The following is an 18,128-nucleotide window of genomic DNA, read 5'->3' as shown; positions in this document are numbered from 1 at the left end:
ATAGCGTTATAAATATAGTGCCAAATTTTTAATCAAATAATAAAAATTAATGTTTGGTTATAAAAACTTATTGAAATTCAGTCTTTTAATATTAAATCGAAAATTTTATACAAAAAAAAGCCGCTTTAATTAAAGCGGCTTTTTTAAATATTTAAGAAAATCTTTTACATCATACCTGGCATTCCACCACCCATTGGAGGCATTCCACCACCAGCAGGAGCTTCTTCTTTAATATCTACCAATGTACAAGCAGTTGTTAAGATCATACCCGCTACAGAAGCTGCGTTTTCTAAAGCAACTCTTGTAACTTTAGTTGGGTCTATAATACCTGCAGAAAGCATATTAATGTACTCTTCAGTTTTTGCATTGTAACCAAAGTCGTTTTTACCTTCCATTACTTTAGCAACAACAACAGATCCTTCACCACCAGCATTTTCTACAATTTGACGTAATGGCTCTTCAATAGCTCTATCTAAAATTTTAATTCCAGTTACTTCGTCTAAATTATCAGTTGTAATAGTTTTAAGTACATCTTTAGTTCTAACTAAAGCAACACCTCCACCAGCAACAATACCTTCTTCAACTGCTGCACGCGTAGCGTGTAAAGCATCATCAACTCTGTCTTTTTTCTCTTTCATTTCAACTTCACTAGGAGCTCCAACATATAAAACAGCAACACCACCAGCCAATTTAGCTAAACGCTCTTGTAGTTTTTCTTTATCGTAGTCTGATGTTGTAGTTTCTATTTGAGATTTAATTTGAGCAACTCTAGTTTTAATAACGTCTGCATCTCCAGCGCCATTTACAACTGTAGTGTTATCTTTATCAATTGTAACTCTTTCTGCAGTACCCAACATTTCTAACGTTGTGTTTTCTAATGTTAATCCTCTTTCTTCAGAGATTACAGTACCACCAGTTAAAATTGCAATATCCTCTAACATTGCTTTTCTTCTGTCTCCAAAACCAGGAGCTTTTACTGCTGCAATTTTTAAAGCGCCACGTAATTTATTCATTACTAAGGTAGCTAAAGCTTCACCTTCAACATCTTCAGCAATAATTAATAAAGGTTTACCACTTTGAGAAACAGGTTCTAAAATTGGTAATAAATCTTTAAGGTTTGTTATTTTCTTTTCGAACAATAAAATGTAAGGATTTTCTAAATCTGTTAACATTTTATCTGCGTTAGTAACAAAGTAAGGAGATAGGTAACCTCTGTCAAACTGCATACCTTCAACAATATCTACATAAGTTGAAGTTCCTTTTGCTTCTTCTACAGTAATTACACCTTCTTTTCCAACTTTTTCAAAAGCTTGAGCAATTAAATCTCCAATAGCTTCATCATTATTTGCAGAAATAGATGCAACTTGTTTTATTTTTTCTGAAGCTCCGCCTACCTCTTGAGATTGTTTTTGTAAATCTTCAACAATAGAAATTACAGCTTTATCAATTCCACGTTTTAAATCTAGTGGATTTGCACCTGCAGCAACATTTTTTAATCCTTCTTTTACAATAGCCTGTGCTAAAACGGTTGCTGTTGTAGTACCATCACCAGCAAGATCGTTAGTTTTAGAAGCAACTTCTTTTACCATTTGAGCTCCCATATTTTCTAATGGATCTTCTAACTCAATTTCTTTTGCTACACTTACTCCATCTTTTGTAATTGAAGGGCCACCAAAAGCTTTGCCAATTACTACATTTCTACCTTTTGGTCCTAATGTTACTTTTACTGCGTTTGCTAAAGCATCAACTCCACGTTTTAAACCGTCGCGTGCTTCAATATCAAATACTATATTTTTTGCCATTTTATTATTTTTTGAATAAGCTTTTAAATGTTACTTAGAGCTTATTATAAGTTAATTGTTATGTTATTTATAGAGTTTATTTATTTACTAGTTAACCGTAAATTAAATAATTGCCATTATATCAGCTTCTCTCATAATTAAATAATCTGTTCCTTCTAAAATAAGCTCAGTTCCAGCGTATTTTCCATATAAAACAGTATCACCAACTTTAACAGTCATTGGTTCGTCTTTTGTTCCGTTTCCAACCGCAATAACAGTTCCTTTGTGTTGTTTTTCTTTAGCTGAATCAGGTAAAATTAACCCTGAAGCTGTTGTAGTTTCAGCAGGAGCAGGTTCAACTAATACTCTATCTGCTAATGGTTTAATGTTTATGTTGCTCATTATATGTTTTTTAAAATTATTTATTCGAATATTAAATAGACTAAAAGTGTGCCAATGCACTAAATATGACAAATATACTTTTTAGGTAACTTTTAGACATAAAAAAATGCCAATGTGTGTGACACGTTGGCATTTTTTATATGTTGTTGAATTTAGATTACTGTACAGTATCTTTAACAGTTGTAGTTGCAGGTACATCTTGTACTTCTCTATTCTCAATTGTGTTTTCTACTTCAGAACTAGTGCTTGCTGTTGCTCTTGGTGCAGCAAAGTTAGATAATAAAATTAGAGCTAATAAAACAATTGATAATGTCCAAGTACTTTTATCTAAAAAGTTTGTTGTGTTTTGAACTCCACCTCCAAGAGATTGAGTACCTCCACCTCCAAATGAAGAAGATAATCCTCCTCCTTTAGGATTTTGAACCATTATAATTAATACTAACAATAGCGCTACTATCATAATTATGATTAAAAAAACATTGTATGTCATGACTTATTTATTTTGTATTTTTTTTATTGCCTTAATTCGGTCTGCAAAGAAACCACTTTTTTCTGGATATTTCAAACTTAATATGCGATAAGCTTTTATAGCGCTATCATATTTTTTTTGTTCTAAATAAACTTTAGCTAATGTTTCGGTCATTAGGTGATCATTTTCTTTAGAACTTTCTTGCGAAATGTCTATGTTTTGCTTGGTTTTATCAACTGGTTTAATTTTAGGATTCGACGCAATAAATTTTTCTATTAGGTTAAATTTATCAGTTGAATTTGTGTCGTTCTCCTCAGTAATTTTATTGTTTTCTTTTCGTTTTATTGGTTTTTTTGAAGCCAATTGCATCCATTCGTTAAACGAATGAGGCTCAGTACTTTTAAATTCAAGAGGTTTTCCAATTTCTAAAACTGTAGCTGTAATGTTCTTTTCCTCTTCAGTATTACTATTGTTGTTTTCTATAAAGTTTTGAACTAATTCAGGTTCAATTACAGTAATATCTTCTAATTCTTCAACTTTTTTAGAATTAGAAATAAATATTGGAGATGTTATATACTCAAACAAAACCTTACGATCTATTGTAAAAGCAGCTGTTTTTTTTAATGATTGATTGTATTTAAAGCTATTTGAATTACTTAAACCTTTTAATTGAATTGCTCTTGCAGCTTGAAAGTATGGGAATTCATTTAGTACTGTATCCAGTTTTGAGGTGTTTAGACCATCAATTTTTTCTGGATTTTCAAGTAAATATGTAAATTCAGTACTATTCATTTAATTACCACTTTGCAACAGATGCGTTAAAAATATCTTGTGTAATACGCTCGTTAATTTCTTCAAAAGCATCATCTAACAAACTACCTACTAATTGTACGTCTCCATCATAATCTACAAAGTGAGAAAATGATTTCTCAAAGTTATCATCTTCATTTTTATTGTTGTAAAAACGTACATTAACAGTTATTGTTAGCCTATTTTGTGCAGCAGTTTGATCTGCTGTAGCTGTCATAGGATTAATTTTATACCCCGTAATTTCCCCTTCAAACTGTAAATCGCCGCCAGAACTAACAGATGTTAAATTAGTTTGTGTATCAAATAAATCTCTAAAGTCGGTTGTAAAAGCTTGGCTTAAGCCTGGTTCAACCAAAATAGCGTTGTTTGGAAAATAATCTATTTGTACTGTTTTTACATCAGGACTAATATTTGTTCCTGTAAAAGAATAAATACCACAGCTTTGTGTAAATACTATAAAAACCGCAAATATGATAAGGTGTAATTTTTTCATTTTTTTTTGAATTAGCCAAATTTAGTAATTAAACTATAAATCGTACTGTTTTATTTTACGGTATAGTGTTCTTTCTGAAATTCCAAGCTCTTTTGCTGCAAGTTTTCGTTTGTTGTTATTACGTTCTAAAGATTTTTTGATTAACTCAATTTCTTTTTCTTGAATAGATAGGTTTTCATCTTCATCTATAGTTTCGGCGTATTCGTAATTGGTTGGCTCTTTAAAATCGTTGTCATACCTAACTACTTCAACTTCATTATTAAATTGAGGTTCAATTGGTTTTTCTTCGCTATATATCTTTTGAATTAATTGTTTGTTTTCTTCCTTAACCTTAACAGTATCTTCGCTTTTCATTAAGTCTAGCGTTAATTTTTTTAGGTCGTTAATGTCATTTCGCATATCGAACAAAATTTTGTACATAATTTCTCGTTCATTCGCAAAATCGCTATTCGATTTATGTTGATCAATTACCGAAGGTAGGTTTGAGCCTTTACCTGGTAAATAATTAACTAAACGTTGTGGTGTAATTAAGCGTTCTTCTTCAACTACAGAAATTTGTTCAGCAATGTTTCTTAACTGTCTAATATTACCAGGATAGTTGTAATTCATTAAAACTTTAATAGCTTCTTCAGTTAATCGAATAGTTGGCATGCTGTATTTTTGAGCAAAATCTGAAGCAAATTTTCTAAATAATAAATGAATATCTCCAGCTCTATCTCTTAAAGGAGGTAATTGAATATCTATTGTGCTTAATCGATAAAATAAATCTTCTCGAAATTTACCTTTACTAATTGCTTGTGGCATATTTAAATTGGTAGCGGCAACAATTCTAACATTTGTTTTTTGAACTTGCGATGATCCAACTTTAATAAACTCACCATTTTCTAGAACTCTAAGTAAACGAACTTGGGTTGTAAGTGGCAATTCTCCAACTTCATCTAAAAAAATAGTTCCTCCATCAGCTACTTCAAAATAACCTTTTCTTGTTGAAGTTGCTCCTGTAAATGCACCTTTTTCGTGCCCAAAAAGTTCACTATCTATAGTTCCTTCTGGAATAGCACCACAGTTTACAGCAATATATTTTGCATGTTTACGGTGCGATAAATTGTGTATTATTTTCGGAATATTTTCTTTTCCAACTCCACTTTCTCCAGTTACCAACACCGAAATATCAGTTGGAGCAACCCTAATTGCTTTTTCAAGCGCTAAATTAAGATGTACATCATTACCAATAATTCCAAAACGTTGTTTTATAACCTGAAGTGATTCCATAGTATTTTATTTTCTTTTTCCTAATAGTGTAGCAGAGGTGCAATCTTCAATATAGATATTTACAAAATCTCCAACTTTTTCATCTCCTTTTGGAAATATAACAGTTGCATTTTGCGTATTTCTACCTTTCCAATGTGCATCAGATTTTTTTGAAGATCCTTCAATAAGTACTTCTACAGTTTGACCAACAAATTGTTTAATTTTTGAATGGCCGTGTTTTCTTTGCAATTCAATTATTTCGGCTAATCTTCTTTTTTTAGTAGCTAAAGGAACATCGTCTTCCATACGTTTTTCGGCAGGTGTTCCAGGTCTTTCAGAATATGCATACATAAAACCAAAATCGTATTTTACGTATTCTAATAAACTTAAAGTTTCTTGATGTTCTTCTTCTGTTTCTCCACAAAAACCAGCAATCATATCTTGAGAAATAGAACATTCAGGAATTAATTCTCTTACAGTATCAATTAATTCAATGTACTCTTCTCTGGTGTGCTGTCTATTCATTCTTTTTAAAACACTAGTGCTACCAGATTGTACTGGCAAGTGTAAGTATTTACATATGTTTTTGTGTTTAGCCATTACATGTATAACATCAACACTCATATCTTGAGGGTTAGATGTAGAAAAACGGAAACGAGTATTTGGAAATTCCTTTGCAGACATGTCTAAAAGCTGAGCAAAATCAACAGCGGTTGCTTTGGCAATTTCAGAAGCATTTTTAAAGTCTTTTTTTAATCCACCACCATACCATAGGTAACTATCTACATTTTGACCTAAAAGCGTAATTTCTTTATAGTTTTTATTTACTAAATCTCTAATTTCTTCAATAATGCTCTTTGGATCTCTACTTCGTTCTCGTCCTCTTGTAAATGGCACAACGCAAAATGTACACATATTATCGCAACCACGAGTTATGGATACAAAAGCAGATACACCGTTACTGTTAAGTCTAACAGGTGATACATCTCCGTAGGTTTCTTCTTTGGAAAGAATAACATTAACAGCATCTCTACCAGAATCAACTTCTGCTAAAAGGTTAGGTAAATCTCTATAAGCATCTGGCCCAACAACTAAATCAACAATTTTTTCTTCTTCTAAAAACTTAGCTTTTAAACGTTCGGCCATACAACCTAAAACTCCAACTTTCATAGTTGGATTAATTCTTTTTACAGCGTTATATTTTTCTAAACGTTTTCTAACAGTTTGTTCTGCCTTTTCTCTAATAGAGCAGGTATTAACTAATACCAAATCAGCTTCCTCCATTAAATGTGTAGTGTTGTAGCCTTCTTCAGAAAGAATTGAAGCAACAATCTCACTATCATTTAAATTCATTGAGCAACCATAACTTTCAAGGTAAACCTTTTTTGCGTTGCCTTCTTTTTTCTCGGTTAATAATGCTTGACCTTGATTTTTTTCTATTATAACTTTTTCGTTACCCATATTATTTTGTTGGATTGCAAAGATATAACCAAAAAATGATAAATATGACATATTGGCAGAATTTTAACAAGATCAGAATTTAAAGCAAGTAGATTAAATAAAATGCGTATTTTTAAGCCTTTATGTATTTTAATTTAAAATAATATTATGAAAAAGCTTTACTTTTTAGTTGTGTTCTATTTTTTGGTGCTGGTTTCTTGTGATGAAAATGAAGAATATGAATATTATAACTTAGCTACTCCTGTTTTAATGGATTTGAGTGAAATTAGAGCTTCATTCAATTTGTTACCTCCAAGAGAAATTGAAGAGTCTGGTAAAATTTACACCTATAATTATTATGTTTTTGTAAATGATGCAAATAAAGGTGTGCATATTATAGATAATAGAAATCCAGAAAATCCTAAAAAGATTGGGTTTTTAAATATTCCTGGTAATGTAGATATTTCTGTAAAAGACAATAAATTGTATGCAAATAGTTTGGTTGATTTAGTTGTGTTTGATATTTCGAATATTGACAATATTAAACAGGTAAATATTTTAAAAGATGTATTTTATTATTACTACAATATTCCTGAAGGAGCAGATGATGTAGATTGGTCTTCATTTAATACTCAAGAAAGTTTGCCGGTAGATTGGGTAATTACAAAAGAGAAAAGGTTAAAAAACGAAACCAGTTATTATATCGATGATATGGTTTTTGCAACAGCAGAAGCTTCTAATGTTGGAACTGGTGGGTCATTGGCTCGATTTAAAATTGTTGAAGATTATTTATATGTTGTAGATAGTCACAATATAAATGTGTTTGGTATTCAAAATTTAGATGAACCTAAAAAGTTAGAAAGTGTTCATGCGGGATTTGACATTGAAACTATTTTTAATAAAGACGATCATTTATTTATAGGTAGCATGTCTGGAATGTATATCTACAATATTTCGAACCCAAGTACACCAACTTTTATTTCTGAATTTCAACACGGTACTGCCTGCGATCCTGTAGTGGTAGATGATAAATATGCTTATATTACTTTAAGAGCGGGTAATTTATGTGGTGCTTTTGATAGCAGTTTACAAATTGTAAATATTGAAGATTTAAAAAATCCGGTATTAGAAAAATCCTATTTAATGGATAGTCCTTACGGTTTAGGTGTTAAAGATGAAAAAGTTTTTATTTGCGATGGTGATTCTGGTTTAAAAGTATATGATAAGAGTAATGTTCAAGATTTAAAACTGTTGAATCATTTTGAAAACATCAATACGTACGATGTAATTCCGTTAGCTTCAAATTTATTAATGATAGGAGATGGAGTTTTATATCAATATTCTTATCAAGAATCAGGTTTAAACTTATTAAGTACATTTAATCTAAACTAAACTTATTTTAGCTTTTTTATTGGTTGAAATGTGAGGTGGAATTTTTTCTTTTTTTAGAAATTTTTTCTTGTCAGGTACATATTATTTTGTAAAGTTAAAAAAAATCTACATACTTTTGCAATCAAAAATCTAAGGAAAAAACCTTTTATAATAGGCGTTTTAAAAGGGTAACTTGTTGAAATATAGTATTTATGGCGAAGAATTTAGTTATAGTAGAGTCACCAGCAAAAGCAAAAACAATTGAGAAGTTTTTAGGAAAAGATTATCAAGTTGAGTCTAGTTTTGGACATATTGCGGACTTGCCTTCAAATGAAATTGGGATAAATGTAGATGGTGATTTTTTACCAAATTATGAAGTTTCAACAGATAAAAAAGCAGTAGTAAAAAAATTAAAATCTTTAGCAAAAAAAGCCGATACTGTTTGGTTAGCATCTGATGAGGATCGTGAAGGAGAAGCAATTGCTTGGCATTTATTTGAGCAATTAAAGTTGAAAGATGATGCTACTAAAAGAATTGTTTTTCATGAAATTACTAAAAAAGCAATTTTAAAAGCAGTAGAAAATCCTAGAGCAATTGATTATAACTTAGTTAACGCACAGCAAGCTCGTAGAGTTTTAGATAGGTTAGTTGGTTATAAATTGTCGCCAGTACTTTGGAGAAAAGTAAAAGGAGGTTTATCTGCAGGTAGAGTGCAATCGGTTGCAGTTAGGTTAATTGTAGAAAGAGAAAGATCTATTGAAGCTTTTAAACCAGTAGAATCTTATAAGGTAGTCGCTGAATTTCTTTCAGAAGATGGTAAAAAGTTTAGAGCTACATTACCTTCAAATTTTAAAACTAAAAAAGAAGCATCAGATTTTTTAAATTCTTGCATAGATGCAGATTTTAAAATTGCAGATTTACAAAAAAAACCTGCAAAAAAATCTCCAGCAGCACCTTTTACAACTTCAACATTGCAACAAGAAGCAGCTAGAAAATTATATTTTCCGGTAGCCAAAACCATGATGATGGCGCAACGTTTATATGAAGCTGGTTTAATTACTTATATGAGAACAGATAGTGTAAACTTATCTGACGATGCTAAAAACAATGCGCAAGAAGAAATTATTTCTTCATATGGAGAGGAGTATAGCCATCCAAGAAACTTTAGTACAAAATCTAAAGGAGCGCAAGAAGCCCACGAAGCCATTAGACCTACAAATATGAGTACACATACTGTTTCGGTAGATTATGACCAAGATAGGTTGTACGATTTAATTTGGAAAAGAACAGTAGCATCTCAAATGAGTGATGCTCAATTGGAGCGTACAAACGTAAGAGTTTCAAATTCAAACAATAAAAAGATTTTTACAGCAAATGGTGAAATGATAAAGTTTGAAGGGTTTTTAAAAGTATATTTAGAAGGAAACGATAATGAAGATGAAGAGCAGGCAGGAATGCTGCCTAACTTAAAAATAGGAGAAACAGTAACCGATAACTTTATTACAGCAACAGAACGTTATACAAAAGCACCTTATAGATTTACAGAGGCTTCTTTAGTAAAGCAATTAGAAGAATTAGGTATTGGACGTCCATCTACATATGCACCAACAATTTCAACAATTCAGCGTAGAGAGTATATTGTAAAAGGAACTGTTGAAGGCGTTGAAAGAAATTATTGCCAATTAGAATTATCTAATGGTATTGTTGAAGATAAAACGTTAACAGAAAAAGTAGGTGCGGATAAAGGAAAGTTAGTGCCAACAGATATTGGAAATATTGTAAACGACTTTTTAGTAGCAAACTTTTCAGGAGTATTAGATTTTGGTTTTACAGCCAAAGTAGAAAATGAGTTTGATGAAATTGCAGCAGGTAAAGAAGATTGGATTTCAATGATAAAAGAGTTTTATGGAACTTTTAACCCATTGGTTGAAGATGTTTCTCAAAATGCAAGTAGAGCTACAGGAGAACGTTTATTAGGTGTAGATCCAGAAAGTGGTAAAAACGTATATGCTAGGTTGGGTAGATTTGGAGCTATGGTTCAAATTGGCGAGGCAACAGATGAAGAAAAGCCACGTTTTGCAAGTTTACAAGGAGAGCAAACATTAACTTCAATTACTTACGAAGAAGCATTAGAACTATTTAAGTTACCTAAAACAATTGGTACTTATGAAGATATAGATGTAATTGTAGCAAATGGTAGATTTGGACCTTATGTAAAGTTTGATACTATGTATGTGTCAATTCCAAGAGGAGAAAACCCAATGACAATTGATTTGGATAGATCTATTGAATTGATTGAAGAAAAACGTGAAGCTGATGCTCCTGTTGCAGAATACGAAAATTTACCAGTTCAAAAAGGAGTTGGTAGATTTGGTCCATTTATAAAATGGAATAGTATGTTTATTAATGTAAACAAAAAATACGATTTCGATAATTTAACTTTCGATAATATTGTTGAATTAATTGAAGATAAAAAACGAAAAGAAATAGAAAAAGTAATTCATAATTGGGAAGAAGAAGGTATTCGTGTAGAAAAAGCACGTTGGGGACGCTCAAATATTTTAAAAGGAAAAACCAAAATTGAATTACCAAAAACTGTTGATGCAGCTAAATTAACTTTGGAAGAAGTTAAAGGAATTATCGAAAAAAACACAAAAAAGAAAAAACCAGCTAAGAGAAAAACGAAGAAAAAATAATTTTTTTAGTAACTTGGCAACCCGAAAGAGAAAAAAGTAACCCCTATTAATGAATTTCGAATACTTAAAACCTGTAGATGAGGCACTTTTAGCACATGCTAAAATGCAATCAAATCAAACATTTGGGAAATGTATTGAAATTAACTCTATGTCTTCTGGTTTCCCAGAATTATCAAATAAAAAAATAGCAATTGTAGGTGTTAATGAAGGTAGAGCAGCTGTTGGTAATTACGGAACGGGAGATAATTTAGATGAAATTAGAAAAGAACTTTATAAATTATATCCTGGAAATTGGCCAATTCAAGTTGCCGATTTAGGAGATATTCCTCAAGGAAATACTATTGAAGACACTTACTTTGCTTTAGGTGAAATAATTTCATATTTAATAAGAAATAAAATTATACCTATTATTATTGGTGGTGGTCAAGACTTAACATACGCCAATTATAGAGCTTACGATAAATTAGAGCAAACAGTAAATTTAGTTTCTATTGATAATAAATTTAATTTAGGATCTATTGAAGAAGAATTAAACTCTAATTCATATTTAAGTAAAATTGTAATGAATGAGCCTAATAATTTATTCAACTTTACAAATATTGGTTATCAAACATACTTTAATTCTCAAGACGAAATAGCTTTACTTGATAATTTGTTTTTCGACACTTATAGATTAGGAGAAGTATTTAACGATATAAAAATTGTTGAACCAGTTCTAAGAGATGCAGATATTGTAAGCTTAGACCTTTCTGCCATTAAAAATGTGGAAGCACCAGCAAATAATAACGGAACTCCAAATGGTTTAAGTGGAGCAGATATGTGTGCGATTGCAAGGTATGCAGGAATAAGCGATAAAGTATCTTCGTTTGGAATATATGAGTATAATAAAAAGTTAGATGCTAAAACTCAAACAGCTCAATTAATAGCGCAAATTATTTGGTATTTTATTGAAGGTGTTAATTATAGAGCAAATGATTATCCGTTTGGAACAAAGGATAATTATAAAAAATATATTGTTCCAATAGACGATCAAGTATTGAATTTTCATAAAAGTAATAAGAGTGGAAGATGGTGGATGGAAATTAGTTTAAATGAGAATAATAAATTTAAAAGACATGCGTTAATACCTTGTACATACCAAGATTATATTAGTGCAACAAACCAAGAAATACCTGATCGATGGATAAGAACATTGAAAAAATTAGTTTAGTTATTTAGTAATTATTTAATACTTAACTAAGATTTTTATAGTTTTAACAGATTAAAAGAAAATATTGTTTTTTAAAATAAATAGTAATAGGTTTGCCTATCTAGAAATAAGAAAATTATTATGAAGAAAATATCATTGTATATTTTATTAGCATTACTAGTGTATAGCTGCGGTTCTAACGACCAAGGAGAATTAATGGGTGTTAGATCAAAAACCAAATGGCATTCACAAAAACCAGTAGGAATGACTCTTATTCCAGGTGGTTCATTTACCATGGGTAAAGAAGATGAGGATATTGCAGGAGCATTAAACTCACCTACAAGAACAGTAACCGTTCGTCCATATTATATGGATGAAACAGAAATAACAAATTCTGAATATAAAGAATTTGTTGTCTGGGTTCGTGATTCAATTGTAAGAACTGAACTAGCTTTGTTTTCAGAATTAATGTCTGATGATGCTAATATAATTTTGCCAGATTATCAATTTAAAAATCAAGATACAGCCAATATGAGTCCATATGAAAAATACATGATGGATAATTATGGTAGCTTAGGTGATGTAAATTCTCCTTTACAAGGAAGAGCTTTAAGCTGGGAAGAGGATTTAATTTGGGAAACAAATGAATTTCCAGATGTATATTATTCTGAAGTAATGGATTCTATGTATATCCCAATTGGAGATAGTTTTGATGGAACTAGAATTTTAGATACTAAAAAATTAAAATTCAGACACTCTTGGTTAGATCAAGAAGCTGCTGCAAGAAGTAATGGAGAAAGAAAAGACTTTATAAAAAGTGAAGTTGTTGAAGTATATCCAGATACAACAGTTTGGGTAAAAGATTTTAACTACTCGTATAATGATCCAATGCACCAAGATTATTTTTATCACCAAGCTTATAATGATTATCCTGTAGTAGGTGTTTCTTGGGGACAAGCAAAAGCTTTTTGTAGTTGGAGAACTAAAAAGAAAAATGACTACTTAAAATCTAAAAAGAACCCTAGTTCAGTTCCTTACTTTAGATTAGCTACAGAAGCTGAGTGGGAGTATGCCGCTCGTGGAGGCCTAGAATTTGCAACTTACCCTTGGGGTGGTCCTTATACAACAAGTGATAGAGGTTGCTTTTTAGCAAACTTTAAACCTAGTAGAGGAGATTATGCTGTAGATGGTGCGTTATACACTATGGAAGCAAAATCGTACAATGCAAACGATTATGGATTATATAATATGGCAGGTAACGTTTCTGAATGGACAAACACTGCGTATAGCGAAGCATCATACTATATTGGTTCTACAATGAACCCAAATGTTGAAATAAACGATAATAGAAGAAAAGTAATTAGAGGAGGATCCTGGAAAGATGTTGCTTACTTTTTACAAGTAAGTACAAGAGATTATGAATATGCTGATTCAGCTAGAAGTTATATTGGATTTAGAACAGTTCAAGACTTCTTAGGGACAACAATTACTGGACAATAAAAACAAAATCAACCTAAAACTTTAAAATAAAAATTATTATGGCACAGTCTAAATCTACTAAAAAAATGTTTAATATGGCCTATGGGCTTGGAGCATCAATTGTAATTATTGGAGCACTGTTTAAACTTACTCACTTTAGTATTGGACCTTTAACAGGAGGAGTAATGTTAGCAATTGGTTTAATTACTGAAGCTATTATATTTGCAATATCAGCATTTGAACCAGTAGAAGATGACTTAGATTGGTCTCTTGTTTACCCTGAATTAGCTGGTGGAATGAGAAAAAATAAAGAAATGAAAGAGGCTGGTGAAGCTCAAAGTATGTTGTCTCAAAAATTAGACGATATGTTAAAAGAGGCTAAGCTTGATGCTGGTTTAATGGAGAGCTTAGGAGAAAGCATCCAAAATTTTAAAGGAGCAGCTGATAATATAGCCCCAGCAGTTGACTCTATAGCAGCAACAAATAAATATAGCGAGCAACTATCAATGGCTGCTGCACAAATGGAATCTTTAAATAGTTTATATAAAGTTCAGTTAGAAAGTACAAGTAGACAAGCTGAGGTAAACGAACAAGTTGCCGAAAATGCTGGTAAACTAAAAGAGCAAATGGAATCTTTAACTTCAAATTTATCTTCTTTAAACGGAGTTTATGGAGGTATGCTTTCTGCTATGGCACCTAAAAACAATTAATTAGTTTAATGTCAAATATATTATTAACCACTAAAACTAATTAAATATGGCTTCAGGTAAATTATCACCAAGGCAGAAAATGATTAACTTAATGTACTTAGTTTTTATTGCTATGTTAGCAATGAATATGTCTAAGGAAGTTTTGTCTGCATTTGGTTATATGAATGAAAAATTAATTGAAAACAATATAACAGCAACAACTAAAAATCAAGATGTACTTGATAATTTAGCAACTAAAGCTTCTGAGCAACCAGAAAAATATAAAAGTTTATATGAAATTGCTTCAAAAGTAAATACACTGTCTAACGATTTTAATACTTATTTAGAATCTCAAAAAACTTTCTTTTTAGAAGGAAAAGAAGATAAGACAGATTATGAGACAATGGATCAATCTAACTTAGTTGATGAGTATTTCTTTAAAAATAATAAACCTACAGATGAAGGTCAAAAGTTTTTAGATAACATTAATGGTTATAGAAATTCTATAATTGAGTTATTAGGAGATAAAAGTCCATTAAAGGCTTCAATTAATAAAAGATTCGATACATCAGATCAAGAAATAAAAGATGGTATTAAACTACAACCATGGTTAAACAATAGATATGAAGGTTTTCCTTTAATTTCTACAGTAACCAATTTAACTGCCATGCAAACTGATATTAAAACAACTCAATCTGAGATTTTTAGTAACCTATTAGGTGGTCAGTTAGAGAGTGATGTTTCAATGTCTAACTATAAAACAATTTTAATTCCAGAAAAATCAGCCTTTTTCCAAGGAGAGAATTTTAAGGGTAAAATTGTATTGGGTAGATACGATGCCTCTTTAAAACCTTCTGAAGTTGTAGTAAACGGACGAAAAGTTACTAAAATTGAAGATGGTGGTGCTATTTTAGAGTTTCCAGCTGGAAGTGTAGGAGAAAGAGATATAAAAGGAAAGTTTGTTTTTATAGAGAACGGAGAGCCTGTTGAAATTGAGATTAACAGTTCTTATGCCGTAATCCCAAAACCTAACAGTGCTGTTATTTCAGCAGATAAAATGAATGTAGTTTATAGAGGTGTTGTAAACCCTATGACTATTTCAATTCCTGGTATTCCAGATAATAAAGTTACTGCAACTGGTTCTGGTTTAAGAAAAGGAAGTGGTTCTGGTAAATATATTATGACACCTAGTTCTGGTAGAGAGGTTACAATTAATGTTTCAGGAACTTTACCTAATGGACAAAAAGTTAGCTCATCTCAAAAATTTAGAATTAAAGATATTCCTTCTCCAAGAGGAACTATAAGAAAACAAAGTGGTCATATTAAAATGCCTAAAACAAGCTTAGGTAAGGCAACAGTGGGTGTAGAATTGGCAGATTTTGATTTCGATTTAAAATTAAGTACAACTGGTTTTACTGTAAAAGTACCAGGTCAATCTGCTGTAGTTGTTAGAGGAAGCAGAATGAATGTACAAGCTCAAAAAGCTATTAGCAAAGCCAAAAGAGGTGATGTTGTAACTCTTTTTGATATAAAATCAACTATTTCAGGAAACTCTGGTTATAGAATTAAACCAGCTTCTCCTGTAAGTGTAGAAATTCAATAATAAAAATTCAAAGTGATGAACAAGAAAAGCATTGGGATATTTATTTTAGCATTAATGTTGTGTCAAGTTACTATGGCGCAATCAAATTTATTGAATGCTAAAAATCCTTCTGAAATAGGTAAAAAATCAGCTGGTCAATTGGCATATGATAATGATAAACCATTAGATTATGGCTATATTGATGATAGAGATATTTTATGGTCTAAAGTAGTTTGGGAGTATATTGATTTAAATGAAAGAATAAATTTACCACTGTATTACCCAGTTGACACTACAAATGTTTCAATGAATAGACGTTCATTATTTGACACTTTATTAAGAGGAATCAAAGCAGGTGAGATAACAGAAATTTATGATGATTCTTATTTTACAGCAAAAATGACAAAAGCAGAAATTGCTGTGAAACTTCAAAGAGTGGATACTACTGATGCTGGTTTTGATGAATTAAATGCTGGGAACACTAATATTGATGAATATATTGATAGAATTAACTTAACATCTCAAGATATCGAAGGTTTTAAAGTTAAAGGGCTTTGGTATTTTGATAAACGTCAAGGTGAGTTAAAGTATAGATTGTTAGCTCTAGCTCCAGTTGCACCAGATGTGCAAACTATGGGTAGAGATGATATGGATATAAGTGAACAATTAGCATTGTTTTGGGTTTGGTATCCTTCAACAAGAAAAATTATGCACAATATGAAAGTATTCAACCAAAAGAATTCTGCATATCCAATTTCTTATGATCATTTATTAAACGCTCGTAGATTTAATTCAATTATTTATAGAGAAGAAAATATTTACGGAGATAGAGATGTTGCTCATTATGTAAAAGGTAATGCTTTATTCCAAGTTCTTGAATCGAATAAGATTAAAGACGAAATAAGAAACAAAGAATTAGATATGTGGAATTACTAGTAATTCTAAGTATATAAAACAAAAAACTCTTACCTTTTGGTAGGAGTTTTTTGTTTCAAATAAGAATGTTTATGAATGTAGATTATATTATTGTTGGTTTAGGATTAGCTGGTTTGGCGTTTGTTAAAGAGTTAGAAAAAAATAAAAAAACCTTTGTTGTTTTTGAAAATGAGTCTCAAAACTCATCTTTGGTTGCTGGAGGAATGTACAATCCAGTAATTTTAAAAAGGTTTACGCCAGTTTGGAATGGTATTGAACAGATTGAAACTGCGTTGCCTTTTTATGCAGAGTTAGAGAAACAATTCAAAAAAAAATATCATTACAAAGTAGACATTTATAGAATATTTAAATCTATTGAAGAGCAAAACAACTGGTTTGTAGCGAGCGATAAACCAAAGCTATCACCATATATGTCAGTAGATCTTATTCAAAAAAAATACAAAGGCATAGAATCTGAATATGGTTTTGGTAAATTGGTAAATACAGGGCGAATAGATTCGAACCAATTAATTAAAGATTACAGAAATTATTTGTTAGAAAACAACTTATTAATTAAGCAAGAATTTAAGCATAATGCCATAGAGCAAAAGGAAGATGGTATTATTTACGAATCTATTTCAGCAAAAAAAATAGTTTTCTGCGAAGGTTTTGGATTAAAACAAAATCCGTTTTTTAATAAGTTACCAATGCAAGAAGCAAAAGGTGAATTATTAACTATTTACGCTCCAAATTTAAATGTAGATTTTTTAGTTAAAGCAGCTGTTTTTGTTATGCCTCTGGGAGATAATTTATATAAAGTTGGTGCCACGTTTAATTGGAAAGATAAAACCAAAGTCCCAACTAAAGAAGGAAAGTTTGAATTGGTATCTAAATTAGATACTTTTATAAATGTGCCTTATAAAATTGTAGATCATTTAGCTGGAATTAGACCAACTATAAATGACAGAAGACCGATAATAGGAAAACATCCATTACATACCAATTTAGCTGTTTTAAACGGTTTAGGTACGCGAGGTGTAATAATTGCACCAACAATGGCTAATATGCTTTATAATCATTTAGAATTTAATGCAGAGATTACTAGTGATGTTTCAATAAATCGTTTTGCTAAACTTTTTTAAATTTTGGATTGTAGCTAACAAAAATGTTAATCCAAATAATACGAGAAAGTCTAATAGAAATTGGGGCAGTTAAAAGTAGCATAATTACAATTGGAATAAAACTTTCTAACAGGTTAAGATTAAAAACCATAGTCGAAATTATAAAGGTAATAATGCTAACACCAACAGTTAAACCATAATTTACATACATAGCTCCATAAAAAAACGAAGGTTCCATAGTATATTTTAAATTACAGTGGCTACAAGTTTCATTCATTTTAAAAGCTTTTTTTAAGTTGAACATATTTTTTTCAACCATAAAATCACCTTCATGGCATTGAGGACATTTGTTAAATAAAACACTATAAAGTTTTGTTCCTTTTTTTATCATTGCTAGCTATTGATTATTTAGAAAGTTCAATTTAAAAACTTTAATTGAG

The 18,128-nt window shown here is 30.7% G+C and carries 16 protein-coding genes; 8 read left to right on the top strand and 8 right to left on the bottom strand.

Going from position 1 to position 18,128, the window contains the following annotated elements; all coding sequences use genetic code 11:
* Positions 1–164: 164 nt before the first annotated feature.
* The 7 genes from groL to miaB all read right to left on the bottom strand — a co-directional run bounded on the left by groL (position 165) and on the right by miaB (position 6,718).
* Positions 165–1,802 carry a chaperonin GroEL gene (gene groL / locus BLU40_RS10845; protein WP_090123305.1) on the bottom strand — a complete coding sequence of 546 codons (1,638 nt, stop codon included), beginning with the start codon at positions 1,800–1,802 and terminating at the stop codon, positions 165–167.
* Positions 1,803–1,904: 102 nt separating this feature from the next.
* Positions 1,905–2,183, bottom strand: coding sequence for a co-chaperone GroES (locus tag BLU40_RS10840; protein ID WP_090123303.1), 279 nt, complete (start codon positions 2,181–2,183; stop codon positions 1,905–1,907).
* Between the two features lie 157 nt (positions 2,184–2,340).
* Complete coding sequence (secG, locus tag BLU40_RS10835; protein ID WP_090123301.1) at positions 2,341–2,673, bottom strand: preprotein translocase subunit SecG; 333 nt, start codon at positions 2,671–2,673, stop codon at positions 2,341–2,343.
* A 3-nt stretch (positions 2,674–2,676) separates the two neighbouring features.
* Positions 2,677–3,444, bottom strand: a complete 768-nt coding sequence (locus BLU40_RS10830; RefSeq protein WP_090123298.1) for a hypothetical protein — start codon at positions 3,442–3,444, stop codon at positions 2,677–2,679.
* A gap of 4 nt (positions 3,445–3,448) precedes the next feature.
* Positions 3,449–3,955 carry an LptE family protein gene (locus BLU40_RS10825; protein ID WP_090123296.1) on the bottom strand — a complete coding sequence of 169 codons (507 nt, stop codon included), beginning with the start codon at positions 3,953–3,955 and terminating at the stop codon, positions 3,449–3,451.
* A gap of 33 nt (positions 3,956–3,988) precedes the next feature.
* Entirely contained in the window at positions 3,989–5,227 is a 1,239-nt protein-coding gene (locus tag BLU40_RS10820; protein WP_090123294.1) for a sigma-54 interaction domain-containing protein, read from the bottom strand.
* Between the two features lie 6 nt (positions 5,228–5,233).
* A complete protein-coding gene (miaB, locus tag BLU40_RS10815; protein WP_245729932.1) occupies positions 5,234–6,718 on the bottom strand; it encodes a tRNA (N6-isopentenyl adenosine(37)-C2)-methylthiotransferase MiaB in 1,485 nt (494 codons plus the stop codon).
* 96 nt (positions 6,719–6,814) lie between these two features.
* Between miaB and BLU40_RS10810 the strand changes: the two genes are divergently transcribed.
* From BLU40_RS10810 to BLU40_RS10775, 8 genes are all read left to right on the top strand, one after another.
* Complete coding sequence (locus BLU40_RS10810; protein WP_090123290.1) at positions 6,815–8,038, top strand: LVIVD repeat-containing protein; 1,224 nt, start codon at positions 6,815–6,817, stop codon at positions 8,036–8,038.
* Between the two features lie 191 nt (positions 8,039–8,229).
* Positions 8,230–10,713 (top strand): type I DNA topoisomerase, encoded by a 2,484-nt coding sequence (topA, locus tag BLU40_RS10805; protein ID WP_090123288.1) that lies wholly within the window; start codon positions 8,230–8,232, stop codon positions 10,711–10,713.
* 49 nt (positions 10,714–10,762) lie between these two features.
* Positions 10,763–11,923: a formimidoylglutamase gene (locus tag BLU40_RS10800; RefSeq protein ID WP_090123286.1), complete on the top strand. Its 1,161-nt coding sequence runs from the start codon at positions 10,763–10,765 to the stop codon at positions 11,921–11,923.
* Between the two features lie 120 nt (positions 11,924–12,043).
* Positions 12,044–13,402 carry a T9SS ring complex lipoprotein PorK/GldK gene (gene porK / locus BLU40_RS10795; RefSeq protein WP_090123284.1) on the top strand — a complete coding sequence of 453 codons (1,359 nt, stop codon included), beginning with the start codon at positions 12,044–12,046 and terminating at the stop codon, positions 13,400–13,402.
* A 38-nt stretch (positions 13,403–13,440) separates the two neighbouring features.
* Complete coding sequence (gene porL, locus BLU40_RS10790; protein WP_090123282.1) at positions 13,441–14,091, top strand: type IX secretion system motor protein PorL/GldL; 651 nt, start codon at positions 13,441–13,443, stop codon at positions 14,089–14,091.
* Between the two features lie 46 nt (positions 14,092–14,137).
* On the top strand, positions 14,138–15,673 hold the full coding sequence (gene porM, locus BLU40_RS10785) for a type IX secretion system motor protein PorM/GldM (RefSeq protein ID WP_090123280.1): 1,536 nt from the start codon (positions 14,138–14,140) through the stop codon (positions 15,671–15,673).
* A 15-nt stretch (positions 15,674–15,688) separates the two neighbouring features.
* On the top strand, positions 15,689–16,588 hold the full coding sequence (gene porN, locus BLU40_RS10780) for a type IX secretion system ring subunit PorN/GldN (protein WP_090123278.1): 900 nt from the start codon (positions 15,689–15,691) through the stop codon (positions 16,586–16,588).
* Between the two features lie 71 nt (positions 16,589–16,659).
* Entirely contained in the window at positions 16,660–17,709 is a 1,050-nt protein-coding gene (locus BLU40_RS10775; RefSeq protein ID WP_090123276.1) for an NAD(P)/FAD-dependent oxidoreductase, read from the top strand.
* On the opposite strand, the gene BLU40_RS10770 is transcribed toward BLU40_RS10775, so the two are convergent.
* Positions 17,696–18,079 carry a DUF983 domain-containing protein gene (locus BLU40_RS10770; protein ID WP_090123274.1) on the bottom strand — a complete coding sequence of 128 codons (384 nt, stop codon included), beginning with the start codon at positions 18,077–18,079 and terminating at the stop codon, positions 17,696–17,698. The two genes, BLU40_RS10775 and BLU40_RS10770, sit on opposite strands and share 14 nt — an antisense overlap.
* Between the last annotated feature and the right edge of the window lie 49 nt (positions 18,080–18,128).

The organism is Lutibacter oricola (genome assembly GCF_900106565.1).
Lineage (GTDB): Bacteria > Bacteroidota > Bacteroidia > Flavobacteriales > Flavobacteriaceae > Lutibacter > Lutibacter oricola.
The sequence above is the reverse complement of the archived record's forward strand: the minus strand, read 5'-3'. Positions and strand labels throughout refer to the sequence as shown.

Excerpts from the sequence above, each read along its gene's own strand:
- BLU40_RS10840 (WP_090123303.1), bottom strand. The coding sequence starts at position 2,183 with ATGAGCAACATAAACATTAAACCATTAGCAGATAGAGTATTAGTTGAA.
- porK (WP_090123284.1), top strand. The coding sequence starts at position 12,044 with ATGAAGAAAATATCATTGTATATTTTATTAGCATTACTAGTGTATAGC.
- porM (WP_090123280.1), top strand. The coding sequence starts at position 14,138 with ATGGCTTCAGGTAAATTATCACCAAGGCAGAAAATGATTAACTTAATG.
- BLU40_RS10810 (WP_090123290.1), top strand. The coding sequence starts at position 6,815 with ATGAAAAAGCTTTACTTTTTAGTTGTGTTCTATTTTTTGGTGCTGGTT.
- miaB (WP_245729932.1), bottom strand. The coding sequence starts at position 6,718 with ATGTCATATTTATCATTTTTTGGTTATATCTTTGCAATCCAACAAAAT.
- groL (WP_090123305.1), bottom strand. The coding sequence starts at position 1,802 with ATGGCAAAAAATATAGTATTTGATATTGAAGCACGCGACGGTTTAAAA.
- BLU40_RS10770 (WP_090123274.1), bottom strand. The coding sequence starts at position 18,079 with ATGATAAAAAAAGGAACAAAACTTTATAGTGTTTTATTTAACAAATGT.
- BLU40_RS10820 (WP_090123294.1), bottom strand. The coding sequence starts at position 5,227 with ATGGAATCACTTCAGGTTATAAAACAACGTTTTGGAATTATTGGTAAT.
- BLU40_RS10800 (WP_090123286.1), top strand. The coding sequence starts at position 10,763 with ATGAATTTCGAATACTTAAAACCTGTAGATGAGGCACTTTTAGCACAT.
- BLU40_RS10830 (WP_090123298.1), bottom strand. The coding sequence starts at position 3,444 with ATGAATAGTACTGAATTTACATATTTACTTGAAAATCCAGAAAAAATT.
- porN (WP_090123278.1), top strand. The coding sequence starts at position 15,689 with ATGAACAAGAAAAGCATTGGGATATTTATTTTAGCATTAATGTTGTGT.
- BLU40_RS10775 (WP_090123276.1), top strand. The coding sequence starts at position 16,660 with ATGAATGTAGATTATATTATTGTTGGTTTAGGATTAGCTGGTTTGGCG.
- BLU40_RS10825 (WP_090123296.1), bottom strand. The coding sequence starts at position 3,955 with ATGAAAAAATTACACCTTATCATATTTGCGGTTTTTATAGTATTTACA.
- porL (WP_090123282.1), top strand. The coding sequence starts at position 13,441 with ATGGCACAGTCTAAATCTACTAAAAAAATGTTTAATATGGCCTATGGG.
- topA (WP_090123288.1), top strand. The coding sequence starts at position 8,230 with ATGGCGAAGAATTTAGTTATAGTAGAGTCACCAGCAAAAGCAAAAACA.
- secG (WP_090123301.1), bottom strand. The coding sequence starts at position 2,673 with ATGACATACAATGTTTTTTTAATCATAATTATGATAGTAGCGCTATTG.